Here is a 15,518-nt window from a genome sequence, read left to right as displayed (position 1 = left end):
TCACTAATCACTAATCACTAATCACTAATCACTAATCACTAATCACTAATCACTAATCACTTCGCCTGCGCTATAAAATACTGCACGGTGCGCTTGCCCCACTGCGGGTGCAGCGATGATTCGGGCTTAAACGAAGCAAACTTTTGCATGGCAGTTTCAAACAGGGTTTTGGCTTCGGCCTTGCTGCCTCCAAACTGTTCGGGCGTATAAAACTTATCCTGTGCCTCCAGCATGTAAATCCTTGGATTATCTGGGTTCAGTGTCTTGGCTTTAGCCAGTGCCTGTGCACCCTGCTGGCCATAGGTCATAAAGCGGTTCATGGGATCACCCATCATGCGCAGGTTGGCAATCATCTTGCGCAGGATCTGCACTTCGGCATTGTCCGGGGTAAGGGCAGCAGCCTTGTTCAGCGCCGCTTCTGCCTTGTCGGCAATGGGATCGGTTTTGGCAGCATCTACACTGCCGCCATTCATTTGCATGAGTCCGCTGTTTACATGCGCCAGTGCCGCATAATAGTAAGGCAGCCACTGTGTTTTTTCGGCATCGCCGATGCGTTCAAAAGTGTTAGCCAGTTCCACCAGGCCTGCAGGGTTGTAGGTGGTATCAATGGCAGCCACTTTTGCTTCCATTGTTTTCAGGTAGCGCTCGCTTTGGGCATTACCAAAACCAAAGGCAAAAAGCAGAAGGGATAAAAAGAATATCTTTTTCATGATGTGCACTTGTTATTTGCTGACGGATAAATTGATTGGGTTGTTTGTTTACATCCGGATGGCAACTGGTGCTGGCCAACAATAAGCATATACCTGCCAGGCACAGAGCTAAGCAGCATTGCTTTTTATGTGTTACCAACTCCCTCATTGCTGGATACATTCTGCTTACGGGTTTCTTTCTTTTACCAGCTTTTCATACTCCTGTTCGGTGGTATCCCTGCGGGGGCGTACATATGCACCCATATAGTGAAAGAACACACCAATACCCCACCCGAACATGGGCCATACGGGCCAGGGCAAACCGCTGCCGTAGGTGCGGCCACCGGTGAAGAACCAGATCACCCAAAAGAATACCGACATAATTAAGTAAGTAACCAGGTGTCCTTTGAAGGATGCACGGCGGCGTGCAATTTCCCACAAATGCGGGTCGCGGCCAGTAGGTGTTGTGTTGTACGATTCCATTGCTTTTTATTTAAAATTTGAATAAGCCAGCTGAGTATTTTGGATGTGGGATTTCGGATTTCGGCAGCTTTTGATAGCAGTAAACGAATTATTATACTACAACTTCTAAAATCCGAGATCCTACATTTTACATCCGCGATCCCTACAGGTTGCTATTGATCACATCCTGCGAACGGTCCACGCCGAAAGAGATAAAAGCGCCGATGAATACAAACCTTTTTGCAGGTGGCAAAATGGCTTCAAAGCGCTGCCCGTTGAACGAATACCTGCGGCCATACTCCTGGTGCAAACCAAGAATATTACTTACCGATAACACCAGCACAGTCGACTGTTTAGCCCCCCCTTTTCCCAATGCCGGCAGGTAGTTGAGACTGAAGCTTAGGTTGTGGTAAGGTGGTGTTTCGCCACGGTCCAAAAACTTATTGCCGCCATTACCATTGGGTGCAATGAAAAAGAAAGGACGCGGGCTGTTGAAATTATAAGCTGCGTTAAAACCTGTTTTCCACTGGGTCACAAATCGTTTTACCACCACCGAAGCGGTGTGCTTTGCCGCGAAGCTGGGTTGTATGGCCGTGGGATAATTCAGGAAATCACGTTCGGTATCGAGGTAAGAATAAGATACCCAGTAATCCAGGTTTTTCACGGTTCTTTTATCGCGCCAAAACGCTTCAAAGCCGCGGGCATAACCAAAGCCCTTGTTACTGTTGGCCATTTCGCGGTTGTTCTGCAAACTAGTTTTTACCAGGTTGTCATAATCTTTTTGAAACAGTTCAAGCCTGAGTGTGCGGTCATTGGCAACCTTTTGATACTGCGCGATGTAGTGTGTGGCCCGCATGAAGTTGAGCGTAGTAGGCCCGTTCAGGTAGCGGGTTTCGGGGTTCTGGTAAAATTGTCCATACGCCAGTGAAGCCTGCCCGTTGCTGCCCACTTTATAAGCCACCGAAACACGAGGCGCTAAGTTGGTACGCTCCATCAGGCTGCTGTGCTCCAGCCTGCCACCAACTTTAGCAGCCAGGTTATTGGTGAGATACACATCGGCCTCGCTGAAAACAGCAGTGATGTTATCCCTGATCTTGCCCGAAAAACGGGTGCCGTCATACAGGGTAAACAGGGGCTGTTCGTCCACTTGGTTCAGCTCGGAACCGAAACGCAGTGCGCTCAAGCCTTTCAGCTTTTTTTCCAGCACCAGTTTGGCGTTGAAATACTCGCTCCGGTTGTTCCAGCCCAGGTTGCGAAACTCCATGCCTTTTACCAGCACTTCCTCCTGTTTTTCACTTGCAAGCCCCGAGCGGGCAGTATCACGGTTATAAGTAAACGAAATGCCTGTTTGCAGTTTCCAGCCCCGGCCCAGCGACTCACGCCAGCTCAGGTTGTGGTAAGTATTGATGTTCTTCAAACGAAACAGGTCGTTGTAACCCAATGTATCCAGACTGGGTGTGGTAAAACCAAGCCGGCTCCAGTTAAAATAACCATAGTACTTCAGGATGCCTGTATGGGACGTTTTGATGCGGAAGTTGAAATCGGCATTGTGAAAAAGCGGGGTTTGAAAAAAGTCCTGTTGCTGTTTGATCAGCGAAAAGGCAGGCCGCAGGTCCGAATAGCTGTAATTGCCGCCAAAAGAGGACTTCTTGTTTTTTGCCAGGCTTTGATAACCGCCGCTAAAGCCAATCATGCTGATGCCCAGGTTGGCCGATGCCTGCTCGGGCAGGTCGATGCTTTCGAGGATGAGTGCCGAAGAAAGGGCCTGTCCGTACAAGGCCGAATAACCGCCGGTGCTAAACACCGTGCCTTTGAAAATAAAGGGCGAAAAGCGGCTGCGCTGCGCCACATTGGGCACCGAGGAAAAGAAGAAATTATTGACCAGGGTACCATCGATAAAGGTCTTCGTTTCGGCAGCCGTACCGCCCCGTACAAAAAGACCTTCGCTTTCGCCTACCTGCTGTGCGCCGGGCAGGGTTTTGAGGGCACCGGTAATATCGGCATTGCCCGATGCGGTGGTAGCAATATCGATTGAGGTGAGCACCGTGCCTTTTTTGCGGTCGCCTGCCTCGAATGAACCTGCAGAGATCACCACCGCTTTCATTTCGGTGATGTCTTCCTTCAGGGCCAGGTTAAGTGGCGAAAGCGTTGCCTGCAGATCGAGCGGCAGTTCCAAAGATTTATAACCCATCATGGAAGCAATCAGCACCTGTTTGCCCCCTTCGGTGGTGTTAAATGAAAAACGGCCCAGCGAGTCGGCAGTGGCGCCATCGTAAGTATCCTTCAGGGTAATGCTTACACCGGGCAGGACCTTTCCGCGGCTATCTTTTACTGTTCCGGAAACAGCTTTCTGGGCCTGGCTCCAAAGCGAACAAGATAAAAGCAGAAGGGAAAGCAGCAGTTTCATGCGAATAAATTCTACACCAAACGTAAACTAGTTTATTTTATAAACCAAACTAAATGGTGCATTTATTTCTAATTGCCTGGGCCAACATGTTTACCCAATCTAAAAATCCATGCATAAAAAAAGGCGGCCACAAGGACCGCCTTTCCGTTTCCAAAGGGAAAGCTTATTTGAACTGGCTGGCAACTTGCTGCGCCAGCTCGGTCATTTTCTTGATGCCATCTTCGGGCAGTGCGCCTTTCTTGAACTCGGCCAGCAGGTTGGGCAGACGGGTTTCCATCTCGGCCAGGAACTGCTCTTCGAATTCTTTCACGCGGCGTACGGGTACATCCTTCAACAGACCCTGGGTACCCAGGTAGATGATCGCAACCTGCTTTTCAACGGGCAGGGGCGAGTACTGGGGCTGCTTCAGGATCTCCACGTTGCGGGCACCTTTGTCGATTACCGACTTGGTAGCCGCATCGAGGTCGCCACCGAACTTGGAGAAGGCCTCCAGTTCGCGGTACAGCGCCTGGTCGAGCTTCAGGGTACCGGCAACCTTCTTCATCGACTTGATCTGGGCGTTACCACCTACGCGGCTTACCGAGATACCTACGTTGATGGCGGGACGGATACCCGACAGGAACAGGTTCGATTCGAGGAAGATCTGACCATCGGTGATCGAGATCACGTTGGTGGGGATGTATGCAGATACGTCACCAGCCTGTGTTTCGATGATGGGCAGGGCCGTCAGCGAACCACCACCTTTTACCAGGTGCTTGATGCTTTCGGGCAGGTCGTTCATATCTTTAACGATCTCGTCGTTGTTGATCACCTTGGCGGCGCGCTCCAGCAGGCGGCTGTGGAGGTAGAATACGTCACCAGGGTAAGCCTCACGGCCGGGGGGACGACGCAGCAGCAGCGAAACCTCGCGGTAAGCCACGGCCTGCTTCGACAGGTCATCGTAAATGATCAGGGCAGGACGTCCGGTATCGCGGAAGAACTCACCGATGGCAGCACCAGCGAAAGGCGCGTAGAACTGCAGGGGAGCCGGATCGGAAGCCGAAGCCGCTACGATGATGGTATAATCCATGGCGCCATTGTCCTGGAGGGTCTTCATTACACCGGCGATGGTGGAAGCCTTCTGGCCTACGGCAACATAAATACAGTATACGGGGTTACCCGCCTGGAAAAACTCTTTCTGGTTGATGATGGTATCGATCGCAATGGCGGTCTTACCGGTCTGGCGGTCACCGATGATCAGCTCACGCTGGCCACGGCCGATGGGGATCATGGCGTCGATCGCCTTCACACCGGTTTGCAGGGGCTCCTTTACGGGCTCACGGAAGATTACACCAGGTGCTTTACGCTCGATGGGCATTTCGTAACGCTCACCGGCAATGGGGCCTTTACCGTCGATTGGTTCGCCGAGGGTGTTTACCACGCGGCCTACCATACCGTCGCCTACTTTGATAGAGGCGATCTGTCCGGTGCGGCGTACTTTGGAACCTTCCTGGATATCGCCCATCTCACCCATCAGTACCACACCCACGTTATCTTCCTCGAGGTTGAGTGCAATAGCGCGAACACCATTTTCGAATTCCACCAGTTCACCGGCGCGAACATTGCCCAGGCCGTACACGCGGGCAATACCATCACCTACCTGCAATACCGTACCTACTTCTTCCAGGTCAGCAGCAGCATTGAAGTTGCTCAACTGCTGGCGCAGTATGGCACTTATTTCATCTGGTTTGATCTCTACCATATGATTGGTTTATCTTTTTTGATTGTTTTTGGCTGAAAAATGGGTATTACCCCAAATTTCAGGGTGCAAAAGTAGGCTTTGATTGCCTACCGGCAAAAAAGGAATTGTGTTTACCGGGGTTCTATTCGTTAAATACTTTGCCGGAAGGGGCAGATGGGCACTGGCACTCAGAACTGGTGGTTGGTACAGGCCTCTAAAAGGGCACTGATCAGTTCTTCAAACTCAATAAAGCTGGTGGGCTTGGTGTGATACCCGTGGGCACCCAGGGCCAGACAGGCCGATTTATAATAAGGAGAAGAAGATGTGCTGAGTACCACCTTGTAAATACGGTTATAACGCGGGTGGCCCGACAAAGCTTCCAAAACCTGCTCGCCATTCAGCTCCGGCATGTTGTAGTCGAGGATCATAAGGTTGGGCAGGGCATCATCGCTGCTGGCTTCCAGGTTTTTTACAGCCTTTAAGCCATTGGATACCATTACCACCTCGGCAGCAGGGTGCAGTTTATCCAGGGTCTCACCCAGGATCTCCTGGTCATCAATATCATCTTCGGCTATCAAGATCCGCAATACCTGGCCGGGTTCGTATGGGGTAGTCATAAAATTGGGCTCATAAAAGTACAGCTTTCCTGTTCAGCTTTTCGTTCCTCATTTTAACAGGCAGCTCAACAATTGTAGCGCTAAAGGAAAAGGCTTGTATGTTCTTTTTCTGTAGGTTTACAGTTACAACATCCCTTAACATGAACAGCACTAACGAAAGTATGGGCAGTGCTTCGCATGCGCCCATTCCTCCGGCCGATCCGTTATCCCTTTCTATCCCCGCTCCTGTTAACACAACCGATACCGAAACTGATACCCAAAACGAACGCATTGTAGCGCCTGCCATCGAAGAGCTGGACAATGGTTTGGACGGACGCGAACTGCTGCGGGTATTATCTGAAGTCAAGAACGGCAACTTCACCGTGCGGATGCCCGTAGACCGGGTAGGCATCAGTGGAAAGATATGCGATACGCTCAATGAAATCATCACGCTCAACGAAATACTGATGCTGGAATTGACCGATGCCAACAAGATCATCGGCAAGGAAGGCAATCTCACCCACCGCGTTGAAATTCCCAAGAACTCGAGGGGTGCCTGGCGCACAGGGGTAAACTCCATCAACTCGCTCATCTCCGACCTGGTGCACCCCACCATCGAGATCGCCTCGGTGATCTCCTCGGTGGCCAAGGGTAACCTGTCGAAAGAAATGCCCCTGCAAATTGGCGACCACCGCCTGCAGGGCGAGTTTGCCCGTATTGCCCGCGAGGTAAACGACATGGTGGAACAGCTCAACCTCTTTTCCATGGAAGTTACCCGCGTGGCCCGCGAAGTGGGCTCCGAGGGTAAGCTCGGTGGACAAGCCCGTGTAAAAGGCGTGGCCGGTGTATGGAAAGACCTTACCGACTCGGTAAACGGCATGGCCGGCAACCTTACTACCCAGGTGCGCTCTATTGCGGAAGTGACCACGGCCGTGGCAAAAGGTGACCTTTCCAAAAAGATCACCGTAGACGCCCAGGGCGAAATCCTCCAGCTCAAAAACACCATCAACACGATGGTGGACCAGCTCAACTCCTTCTCCTCCGAGGTGACCCGTGTGGCCCTTGAAGTGGGTACCGAAGGAAAATTGGGTGGGCAGGCCCAGGTACCCGGTGTGGCCGGTACCTGGAAGAACCTTACCGACTCGGTGAACGGTATGGCCTCCAACCTCACCAACCAGGTACGGAACATTGCCGAAGTAACCACCGCGGTGGCCAACGGCGACCTTTCCAAGAAAATTACAGTGGACGTACGCGGTGAAATGTTGCAGCTGAAGAACACCATCAACACCATGGTGGACCAGCTCAACTCCTTCTCGGCGGAAGTTACCCGTGTGGCCCGCGAAGTAGGCTCCGACGGTAAGCTGGGTGGACAGGCTACGGTAAAAGGCGTGGGAGGCGTATGGAAGGATCTGACCGACAACGTAAACCAGCTGGCGGGCAACCTTACCGTACAGCTCCGTGACGTATCGAAAGTAGCAACCGCCATTGCCAACGGTGACTTGACCCAGAAAATCACCGTGGATGTAAAAGGCGAGATCCTCCAGATCAAGGATGTAATCAACACCATGGTGGACCAGCTGAACTCCTTTGCTTCCGAGGTGACCCGTGTGGCCCTTGAAGTAGGTTCGGAAGGTAAGCTGGGCGGGCAGGCCAAGGTACAGGGCGTTGGTGGGGTATGGAAAGGCCTTACCGACAACGTAAACCAGCTGGCAGGTAACCTTACCACCCAGGTACGTTCAATCGCGGAAGTAACCACCGCGGTGGCAAAAGGTGACCTTTCTAAAAAAATTACGGTAGATGCGCAGGGCGAAATCCTGGAACTGAAGAATACCATTAATACGATGGTGGACCAGCTCAACTCCTTCTCCGCCGAGGTAACCCGTGTGGCCCTCGAGGTGGGTACCGAAGGTAAGCTGGGCGGACAGGCCAAAGTACAGGGTGTGGGCGGCACCTGGAAAGACTTAACGGATTCGGTGAACGGTATGGCCTCCAACCTTACCGGCCAGGTGCGCAACATCGCCGAGGTAACCACCGCGGTAGCAAAAGGTGACCTTTCGCGCAAGATCACGGTGGATGTTCGCGGTGAAATGTTGCAGCTCAAAAACACCATTAATACCATGGTGGACCAGCTGAACTCCTTTGGTTCGGAAGTGTTCCGGGTTGCCCGTGAGGTAGGTACCGACGGTAAACTGGGTGGACAGGCCGACGTACCGGGTGTGGAAGGCCTCTGGAAAGATTTGACCGACTCTGTAAATAAAATGGCCTCGAACCTGACGGCGCAGGTACGGAACATCGCGGAAGTAACCACCGCGGTGGCTTACGGTGACCTGTCGCGCAAGATCGAGGTGGACGTAAAAGGGGAAATGCTGGAACTGAAAAACACCATCAACACGATGGTGGAACAGCTCCGCTCCTTCGCCTCCGAAGTAACGCGTGTGGCCCGTGAAGTAGGTACCGACGGTAAGCTGGGTGGACAGGCTTATGTACCCGGCGTAGGTGGTACCTGGAAGGATTTGACCGACTCGGTGAACGGTATGGCCTCCAACCTCACCGGACAGGTGCGCAACATCGCCGAAGTAGCGATCGCGGTGGCCAACGGGGACATGAGTAAAAAGATCACCGTGGACGTTCGCGGCGAAATGCTCCAGCTGAAAGAAACCCTCAATACGATGGTGGACCAGCTGCGTGCCTTCGCCTCCGAAGTAACCCGTGTGGCCCGTGAGGTGGGTACCGATGGTAAACTGGGTGGACAGGCCTTCGTACCGGGCGTTGCCGGTACCTGGAAGGACCTGACCGACTCGGTAAACCAGATGACCGGTAACCTGACGGCACAGGTGCGCAACATCGCCGAGGTAACCAAGGCGGTGGCTTCGGGTGACCTTTCCAAGAAGGTAACCATCGACGTAAAAGGCGAAATGTTCGACCTGAAGAACACCATCAACACGATGGTGGACCAGCTGAACTCTTTTGCCTTTGAGGTAACACGGGTAGCCCGTGAAGTAGGTACGGAAGGTAAGTTGGGCGGACAGGCCGAGGTACAGGGCGTTGCCGGTACCTGGAAGGACCTGACCGACTCGGTAAACTCCATGGCCTCCAACCTCACCAACCAGGTACGCGGTATTGCCAAGGTAGTAACCGCGGTAGCTACCGGTAACCTCAAACAAAAACTCTCCATTGTATCGCGTGGCGAGGTGGCCCAGCTCACCGACACCATCAACGAGATGATTGATACCCTGGCCCTCTTTGCCGACCAGGTAACTAATGTGGCCCGCGAAGTGGGTGTAGAAGGCCGACTGGGCGGACAGGCCTCGGTGCCGGGTGCATCGGGTATCTGGAAAAACCTGACTGAGAACGTAAACCAGCTGGCGGAAAACCTCACCATCCAGGTGCGGGCCATCTCCGAGGTAGCCTTGTCGGTAACCAAGGGTGAACTGACCCGTACCATCCGTGTAGAAGCCAAGGGCGAACTGGAGGAACTGAAGGATACCATCAACCAGATGATTGCCAACCTGAAAGAAACCACCCTCCGCAACCAGGAGCAGGACTGGCTGAAAGGCAACCTGGCTAAGTTTACCCAGATGCTGCAGGGCCAAAAAGACCTGCACACCGTAACCCGCAAGATCCTTTCGGAACTGGCGCAGGTGGTAAGCGCCCAGCAGGGCATGTTCTACATCCTGGAGCAGGACGAGAATTTTGAAAACCAAAAACTCAAACTCTTCTCGGCCTATGCTTCCGGCGAAGAAGTAAATATTTCCCGTGAATTTGCATTGGGCCAAGGCCTGGTAGGGCAGTGCGCACTGGAAAAAGAACGCATCCTGCTCACCAATGTGCCCAAAAATTATATCAAAATCAGCTCCGGTCTCGGACAGGCATCACCGGTGAACCTGATTGTATTGCCGGTACTGTTTGAAACGGAGATCAAGGCGGTTATTGAACTGGCGTCTTTCGACACCTTCAGTGAAACCCACCTCGACTTCCTCAGCCAGCTGACTGAATCCATTGGTATCGTACTGAACACCATCGAGGCCAACTCGCGTACCGAGGACCTGCTGGCACAGTCGCAGTCGCTGGCCGATGAGCTGCGCCGTACCAACGAAGAGCTCCAGGACAAGGCCCACCTGCTGGTAAAACAGAAGGAAGAAGTGGAAGCCAAGAACAAGGAAGTGGAAGAAGCACGCCGTTCGCTGGAAGAAAAAGCCGAACAGCTGCAGCTTACCTCCAAGTACAAATCGGAGTTCCTCGCCAACATGTCGCACGAGTTGCGTACACCGCTGAACTCCCTGCTCATCCTGGCACAGCAACTTTTCGAAAACCAGGAAGGCAACCTGACCGAAAAACAGGTGCGGTACGCCAAAACCATCCACAGCTGTGGCGACGACCTCATCCAGCTGATCAACGACATTCTCGATTTGTCGAAGATCGAATCGGGCTATATCTCTACCGATTTCATCAAAGTGCGGTTCAACGAGATCGCCTCTTTTGTGGAAAGCACCTTCAAACATGTGTCGGAAAGCAAAAACCTGCGTTTTGGTACCGAAATAGACCAGAACCTGCCGCACATGCTGGAAACGGATATCCAGCGTTTGAACCAGATTTTGAAAAACCTCTTGTCCAATGCCTTCAAGTTTACCGAAAAAGGCGAGGTGAAACTGAAGATCTACGAGGCGCAAAACAACTGGAAGGCAGGCGTTCCCAGCCTCGATAATGCCCGCAAGGTGGTGGCCTTCGAAATCAAGGATACCGGCATCGGCATTTCAAAAGACAAACAGAACATCATCTTTGAAGCCTTCCAGCAGGCAGAAGGCTCTACCAGCCGCAAGTACGGCGGTACCGGTTTAGGCCTCTCCATCAGCCGCGGCCTGGCCGACCTGTTGGGTGGTGTGATTGAACTGCAAAGCGAACCCGGCAAAGGCAGCACCTTTACCCTCTTCCTGCCCATCGACTACAACCCCAACGCGGTGAAGCGCGAAAAGCAAAGCAGCCTGAAGGTTACCGAATACAAGCTGGCGGAAAGCGGTGAAAACATTGCCATCCAGAGTGTGCCTACCATCAAGGTAGCGGAAACCAAGGACCTGGATGTGCTGAACGAGATCATCAACGAAACCGGCGATGACCGCAACACCATCTCGCCCGAAGACCGGGTAGTGATGGTGGTGGAAGACGATATCCGTTTTGCCAAGATCATGATCGAAAAGGCCCACGAGCTGGGTTTGAAAGTGGTGGTAGCTACCAGCTTTGGCGATGTGTTTGAGCTGGCCAATAAATACAACCCCATAGCCGTTACCCTTGATGTAAAGCTGCCGGATGCAAGTGGCTGGCGCATCCTTGATTTATTCAAACACGATATCAACTTCAGGCATATACCGGTACACCTGATTTCGGGTGAGGAAAACCGCCTGCTGGCCATGCAACGAGGCGCCCGCAGCTTCAACCTTAAACCCTTGAAGAACGAGGCCCTAACCGTATTGTTTGAAGACATCGACCAGTACAGCCTGCGCAAAACAAAACGGGTACTGGTAGTGGAAGACAATGAGCTGGATGCATCGCAGATTGCCAAGATCCTCGATAACGGAGATGCCATCCATATTCAAGTGGCATCCTCGGGAACATTGGGACTGGAAATGGCCGAAGCAGAAAACTACGACTGCATGATCGTGGATTATATGCTGCCCGACATCAGCGGTTCTGAATTCCTCTCCCAACTGAACACCCGCAAGAAAATAGGCATGACACCGGTGTTGGTGTATTCGGCAAAAGATTTTTCGGTTAAAGAAAAAACCCTGCTGAAGCAATACGCCAGCAAGGTGTTGCTCAAGGATGTAAACTCGCTGGAAATGCTGTTGGAAGAGGCGGTGCTACACCTCCACCTCGACCACAAACAGCTATTGCCCGAAAAGCGCAAGCTGATAGACAACCTGCGTTCGCGGGAAGACATCCTGGCCAATAAAACTGTGCTGGTGGTGGATGATGATGTACGCAACCTCTTTGCCCTTACTACTGCATTTGAGCGCTACAACATCAACACCATCACGGCCGAAAGCGGGCAGGAAGCCATCAATATCCTGGGTGAGAACCGGAATATCGACATGGTGCTGATGGACATTATGATGCCCGAAATGGACGGCTACGAAACCACGCAAAAGATCCGCAGAGAGCACAAAAACAGCAACCTGCCCATCATTGCCGTTACCGCCAAGGCCATGAAAGGCGACCGCGAAAAATGTATCGACGCCGGTGCGTCCGACTACATTACCAAACCTGTTAAAATCGACCAATTGCTTTCCCTGATGCGTGTGTGGCTGTACAAATAGGAGGATGAACATGGAAACAAAAACATTGAAGAAATCACCGGTAAAGATCCTCGTGGTAGACGACCGCGAAGACAACCTCTTCTCGATTGAAACCATCCTGGAAAATGATGGATATAATTTGATCAAGGCAAATTCGGGTCGTGCGGCATTAAAAATTTTGCTGCACGACCACGATTTTACCCTGATCCTGATGGACGTGCAGATGCCTGGCCTCAATGGCCTGGAAACGGCGGCACTCATTTATGAACGCGATAAGCTGAAGCACATCCCCATCATTTTTATAACCGCCAACAACTACGACGAGCAATACATCTTCCAGGGTTATCAAACCGGTGGCGTAGATTATATCTACAAACCCATCAACCCCGAACTGCTTCGGGTAAAAGTGGGTGTGTTTGTAGAACTGTACCGAAAGACCCACGAGCTGCTGCAACAGGAAAAAAGCCTGATGGCTGCCAACTATAGGCTGGAAAAGGAAATAGACGAAAGACGTATGTCGGAAGAAAAAGTGCGCCTGCTGAACCAGCAGCTGATGGAAAAAAATGCGCACCTGAAATCGACCATTGAAGAACTGGACCGCTTTGCCTACGTGGCCTCGCACGACCTGCAGGAGCCCTTGCGCAAGATCACTTTTTTCAGCGACCGCATTTGCCGTAAATACCAGGGCTCGCTGGATGAAGCTTTGAACAACGACCTGCAAAAGATCATGAAGGCTTCGGGCCGGATGAACCTGCTGATCAACGACCTGTTGAAGTTCTCGCGTCAAAGTGCCGAGAACCAGGATTTTACTTTTGTAAACCTGACCGACCTTGTAAAAGAGGTGCTTTCGGATATGGAAGTAAATATCGAACAAACAGGCGCAAGCATGTTTATCTCCGACCTGCCGGTGGTGTGGGGTGTGCCCAGCCAGCTCAGGCAATTGTTTCAAAACCTGATCAGCAATGCCCTTAAGTTTTGTCGCAAAGACATCGGTCCCGAAGTGCACATTTACCACGAATCGGTGATGGATAGCAACAACACCGGGGGTCGCATGCATCGCATATACATCAAGGACAATGGAATCGGGTTTGATGGTAAATACGCCGAAGAAATCTTCATGGCATTCAAAAGGCTACACAGCTACCACGATTTTGAAGGCACCGGTGTGGGCTTGTCCATTTGCAAGAAGATTGCAGAAATACACAAGGGACAAATGCTTGCGGAGAGCAGGGAAAATGAAGGCGCCACCTTTATATTCTGCGTACCGGAACCCAACCATTCCGGTGTACCCATGGATACCGTTAAAGGCTACAAGATTGGTGAACTGGGCATAGAAGCCCAAAGGCCTGTTAAGGATGCATAATACTCTTTTCAATTTGGCAGTACGTTTTGCACACTAGGCGATTGTCATGCCGAACTTGTTTAGGCATCTCTTACCACCTGCGGGTACTTGCCGAATATGTCATGCCTAAACAAGTTCGGCATGACATATTCCGTTATTACTGAACTGCTGAATTGAAGATGGCATAAAGCACAATTTTGACGGCACACAAACAGGTATAAAAAAGATAAAGCACCAAATACAAAAAGCCCTTTCCAACAGGAAAGGGCTTTTCACATATTGATATTACAAGCTTACTGCAGTTTGTACAGGAAGTCGTTGTTCTCAAACTGACGGGCGATGCTTTTCAGGTCGGTAGCGATGGAAGCATCTACCAGCTTGTCGCCAACCTGGAGGGTAAAGCCACCAATGAGGCGATCGTCCACTACTGTTTCCAGCTCAATGAGCTGCATGTCGGTGGTAGCCTTGATGCGGTCTACGATGGCGCTCTTTACAACATCAGAAACCGGTGCAGCCGTAGTGAGCTTCACGGTATGGATGTTCTTCAGTTGCTTGTACTGGCTGATAAAAGCTACTGCAATTTCGGGCAGGCTGCTTTCGCGGCCTTTGGCTACCAGCAGCTTGTTGAAAGCAGCAGTGAGCGGTGTTACCCGGCCTTCGGTGATGGCAGCCAGGATCTTGTCTTTTTTATCGGCAGCGATAACAGGGCTGCGCAGCAGGCTGGCAAAATCGCTGTTGCCCTTGATGAGACTCTGCAGCAACAGCATATCATTATATACCGCCTCCAGGCTGTTCTGCTCTACCGACAGGTCGAGCAGCGATTTGGCGTAGCGGGCGGCGAGACGTGGATTGGGCATAGAGATAATTAGCTAATTGGATAATGTGATAATGTGCTAATGAATACAGCCAGGTGCAGCGGGCTAACAGGAAGTAGACCTCCCAATTAGCATATTTGCACATTGGCTAATTAGCTCATTAATTCAGTTTCACTTCATTTACCAGCCCCTGGATATGTTGCTCCTGGGCTTCTTTGCCGGCCAGCTCTTTGCGCAGCACTTTCTCCGACACTTCTACCACCAGTTTGCCTACCTGGTTTTTCACCTCGGTGATGGCGGCCATTTTCTGGGCCTGGATAGCTTGCTGCGCTTCGGCGATGATTTTGTTGGCTTCCGCTTTGGCCTGCTCTTTCGCTTCGTTTACAATGCGGTCTTTGGTTTCTTTAGCTTCCTTCAGCATCAGGCTGCGCTCTTCGCGGGCACGGGCCATCAGGTCTTCGTTCTCGCTTTTCAGCTGGGCCATTTCAGCCTTTACACGCTTGGCGCTTTCCAGCGACTCAGCGATGCCTTCTTCACGGGCGCCCAGCGACTCGAGGATGGGTCCCCATGCAAATTTCTTCAATACAAAAAACACGATCAGGAAGGCCAGCAGGGTCCAGAAGATCAGGCCGAGTGAGGGGGTTAACAGTTGCATAATGAATGTGATAAGGAGGAAATGTGCTAATTAGCTAATGTGATAATGTGCTAATTAAGACAAGTCCCGATGTTTATACTGTTTTGCTTGTGTTTTGTCATTAGCAAATAAGCACATTGGCTAATTAGCTAATGACCGCTGTTGTTTTCATCATTAGCCCATTAGCACATTGGCCAATTAGCTAATTAAGTAAAGTATCTGCTCCCGCCGCCCTGTGCTTTGGGAGCAGCAACTTTTTCTGGGTTGAGCCCAATTAAACGAACATCGCCAGGATACCTGCGATTACGGCGAAGAGGGCAACACCCTCGATAAAGGCCGCAGTCAGGATCATGTTAGCGCGGATGTCGTTGGCGGCTTCAGGCTGGCGAGCAATTGACTCAACAGCACCTTTACCGATCTGACCGATACCAATACCAGCAGCGATAGCAGCCAGACCAGCACCAATCGCACCACCTGCGTTAGCCCAGGGTACAGTGCTCAACAGAACAAATAATAAATCCATGATAGGGGTTTTATATAGATGAAAAAAACACTTGAGAAAA

At 51.5% G+C, this 15,518-nt stretch carries 10 protein-coding genes; 2 read left to right on the top strand and 8 right to left on the bottom strand.

What is annotated here, in order from left to right:
• Positions 1 to 56 precede the first annotated feature (56 nt).
• The 5 genes from BUE76_RS05105 to BUE76_RS05085 all read right to left on the bottom strand — a co-directional run bounded on the left by BUE76_RS05105 (position 57) and on the right by BUE76_RS05085 (position 5,895).
• Positions 57 to 710, bottom strand: a complete 654-nt coding sequence (locus BUE76_RS05105) for a hypothetical protein (protein ID WP_073048558.1) — start codon at positions 708 to 710, stop codon at positions 57 to 59.
• 165 nt (positions 711 to 875) lie between these two features.
• Positions 876 to 1,172, bottom strand: a complete 297-nt coding sequence (locus BUE76_RS05100) for a 2TM domain-containing protein (protein ID WP_073048560.1) — start codon at positions 1,170 to 1,172, stop codon at positions 876 to 878.
• Positions 1,173 to 1,314: 142 nt separating this feature from the next.
• A complete protein-coding gene (locus tag BUE76_RS05095; RefSeq protein ID WP_083596742.1) occupies positions 1,315 to 3,558 on the bottom strand; it encodes a TonB-dependent receptor in 2,244 nt (747 codons plus the stop codon).
• A gap of 163 nt (positions 3,559 to 3,721) precedes the next feature.
• Positions 3,722 to 5,299 carry a F0F1 ATP synthase subunit alpha gene (atpA, locus tag BUE76_RS05090; RefSeq protein ID WP_073048563.1) on the bottom strand — a complete coding sequence of 526 codons (1,578 nt, stop codon included), beginning with the start codon at positions 5,297 to 5,299 and terminating at the stop codon, positions 3,722 to 3,724.
• A gap of 167 nt (positions 5,300 to 5,466) precedes the next feature.
• Positions 5,467 to 5,895 carry a response regulator gene (locus BUE76_RS05085; protein ID WP_073048564.1) on the bottom strand — a complete coding sequence of 143 codons (429 nt, stop codon included), beginning with the start codon at positions 5,893 to 5,895 and terminating at the stop codon, positions 5,467 to 5,469.
• A gap of 140 nt (positions 5,896 to 6,035) precedes the next feature.
• On the opposite strand from BUE76_RS05085, the gene BUE76_RS05080 reads away from it, so the two are divergent.
• Both BUE76_RS05080 and BUE76_RS05075 read left to right on the top strand, forming a co-directional pair.
• Positions 6,036 to 12,185, top strand: coding sequence for a HAMP domain-containing protein (locus BUE76_RS05080; protein ID WP_245798431.1), 6,150 nt, complete (start codon positions 6,036 to 6,038; stop codon positions 12,183 to 12,185).
• Positions 12,186 to 12,195: 10 nt separating this feature from the next.
• A complete protein-coding gene (locus tag BUE76_RS05075; RefSeq protein WP_245798432.1) occupies positions 12,196 to 13,527 on the top strand; it encodes a response regulator in 1,332 nt (443 codons plus the stop codon).
• A gap of 272 nt (positions 13,528 to 13,799) precedes the next feature.
• On the opposite strand, the gene atpH is transcribed toward BUE76_RS05075, so the two are convergent.
• The 3 genes from atpH to atpE all read right to left on the bottom strand — a co-directional run bounded on the left by atpH (position 13,800) and on the right by atpE (position 15,478).
• The gene (gene atpH / locus BUE76_RS05070) at positions 13,800 to 14,363 is read right to left on the bottom strand and encodes an ATP synthase F1 subunit delta (protein WP_073048568.1); all 564 of its coding nucleotides are present in this window, start codon (positions 14,361 to 14,363) and stop codon (positions 13,800 to 13,802) included.
• A gap of 118 nt (positions 14,364 to 14,481) precedes the next feature.
• On the bottom strand, positions 14,482 to 14,976 hold the full coding sequence (gene atpF / locus BUE76_RS05065) for a F0F1 ATP synthase subunit B (RefSeq protein ID WP_073048570.1): 495 nt from the start codon (positions 14,974 to 14,976) through the stop codon (positions 14,482 to 14,484).
• Between the two features lie 253 nt (positions 14,977 to 15,229).
• Positions 15,230 to 15,478 carry an ATP synthase F0 subunit C gene (gene atpE, locus BUE76_RS05060; RefSeq protein WP_073048572.1) on the bottom strand — a complete coding sequence of 83 codons (249 nt, stop codon included), beginning with the start codon at positions 15,476 to 15,478 and terminating at the stop codon, positions 15,230 to 15,232.
• Positions 15,479 to 15,518 lie beyond the last annotated feature (40 nt).

The organism is Cnuella takakiae, from assembly GCF_001953305.1.
Taxonomy (GTDB): domain Bacteria; phylum Bacteroidota; class Bacteroidia; order Chitinophagales; family Chitinophagaceae; genus Flavisolibacter; species Flavisolibacter takakiae.
This window is presented reverse-complemented; position numbering and strand designations above follow the sequence as displayed.

Excerpts from the sequence above, each read along its gene's own strand:
- BUE76_RS05105 (WP_073048558.1), bottom strand. The coding sequence starts at position 710 with ATGAAAAAGATATTCTTTTTATCCCTTCTGCTTTTTGCCTTTGGTTTT.
- BUE76_RS05100 (WP_073048560.1), bottom strand. The coding sequence starts at position 1,172 with ATGGAATCGTACAACACAACACCTACTGGCCGCGACCCGCATTTGTGG.
- BUE76_RS05095 (WP_083596742.1), bottom strand. The coding sequence starts at position 3,558 with ATGAAACTGCTGCTTTCCCTTCTGCTTTTATCTTGTTCGCTTTGGAGC.
- atpA (WP_073048563.1), bottom strand. The coding sequence starts at position 5,299 with ATGGTAGAGATCAAACCAGATGAAATAAGTGCCATACTGCGCCAGCAG.
- BUE76_RS05085 (WP_073048564.1), bottom strand. The coding sequence starts at position 5,895 with ATGACTACCCCATACGAACCCGGCCAGGTATTGCGGATCTTGATAGCC.
- BUE76_RS05080 (WP_245798431.1), top strand. The coding sequence starts at position 6,036 with ATGAACAGCACTAACGAAAGTATGGGCAGTGCTTCGCATGCGCCCATT.
- BUE76_RS05075 (WP_245798432.1), top strand. The coding sequence starts at position 12,196 with ATGGAAACAAAAACATTGAAGAAATCACCGGTAAAGATCCTCGTGGTA.
- atpH (WP_073048568.1), bottom strand. The coding sequence starts at position 14,363 with ATGCCCAATCCACGTCTCGCCGCCCGCTACGCCAAATCGCTGCTCGAC.
- atpF (WP_073048570.1), bottom strand. The coding sequence starts at position 14,976 with ATGCAACTGTTAACCCCCTCACTCGGCCTGATCTTCTGGACCCTGCTG.
- atpE (WP_073048572.1), bottom strand. The coding sequence starts at position 15,478 with ATGGATTTATTATTTGTTCTGTTGAGCACTGTACCCTGGGCTAACGCA.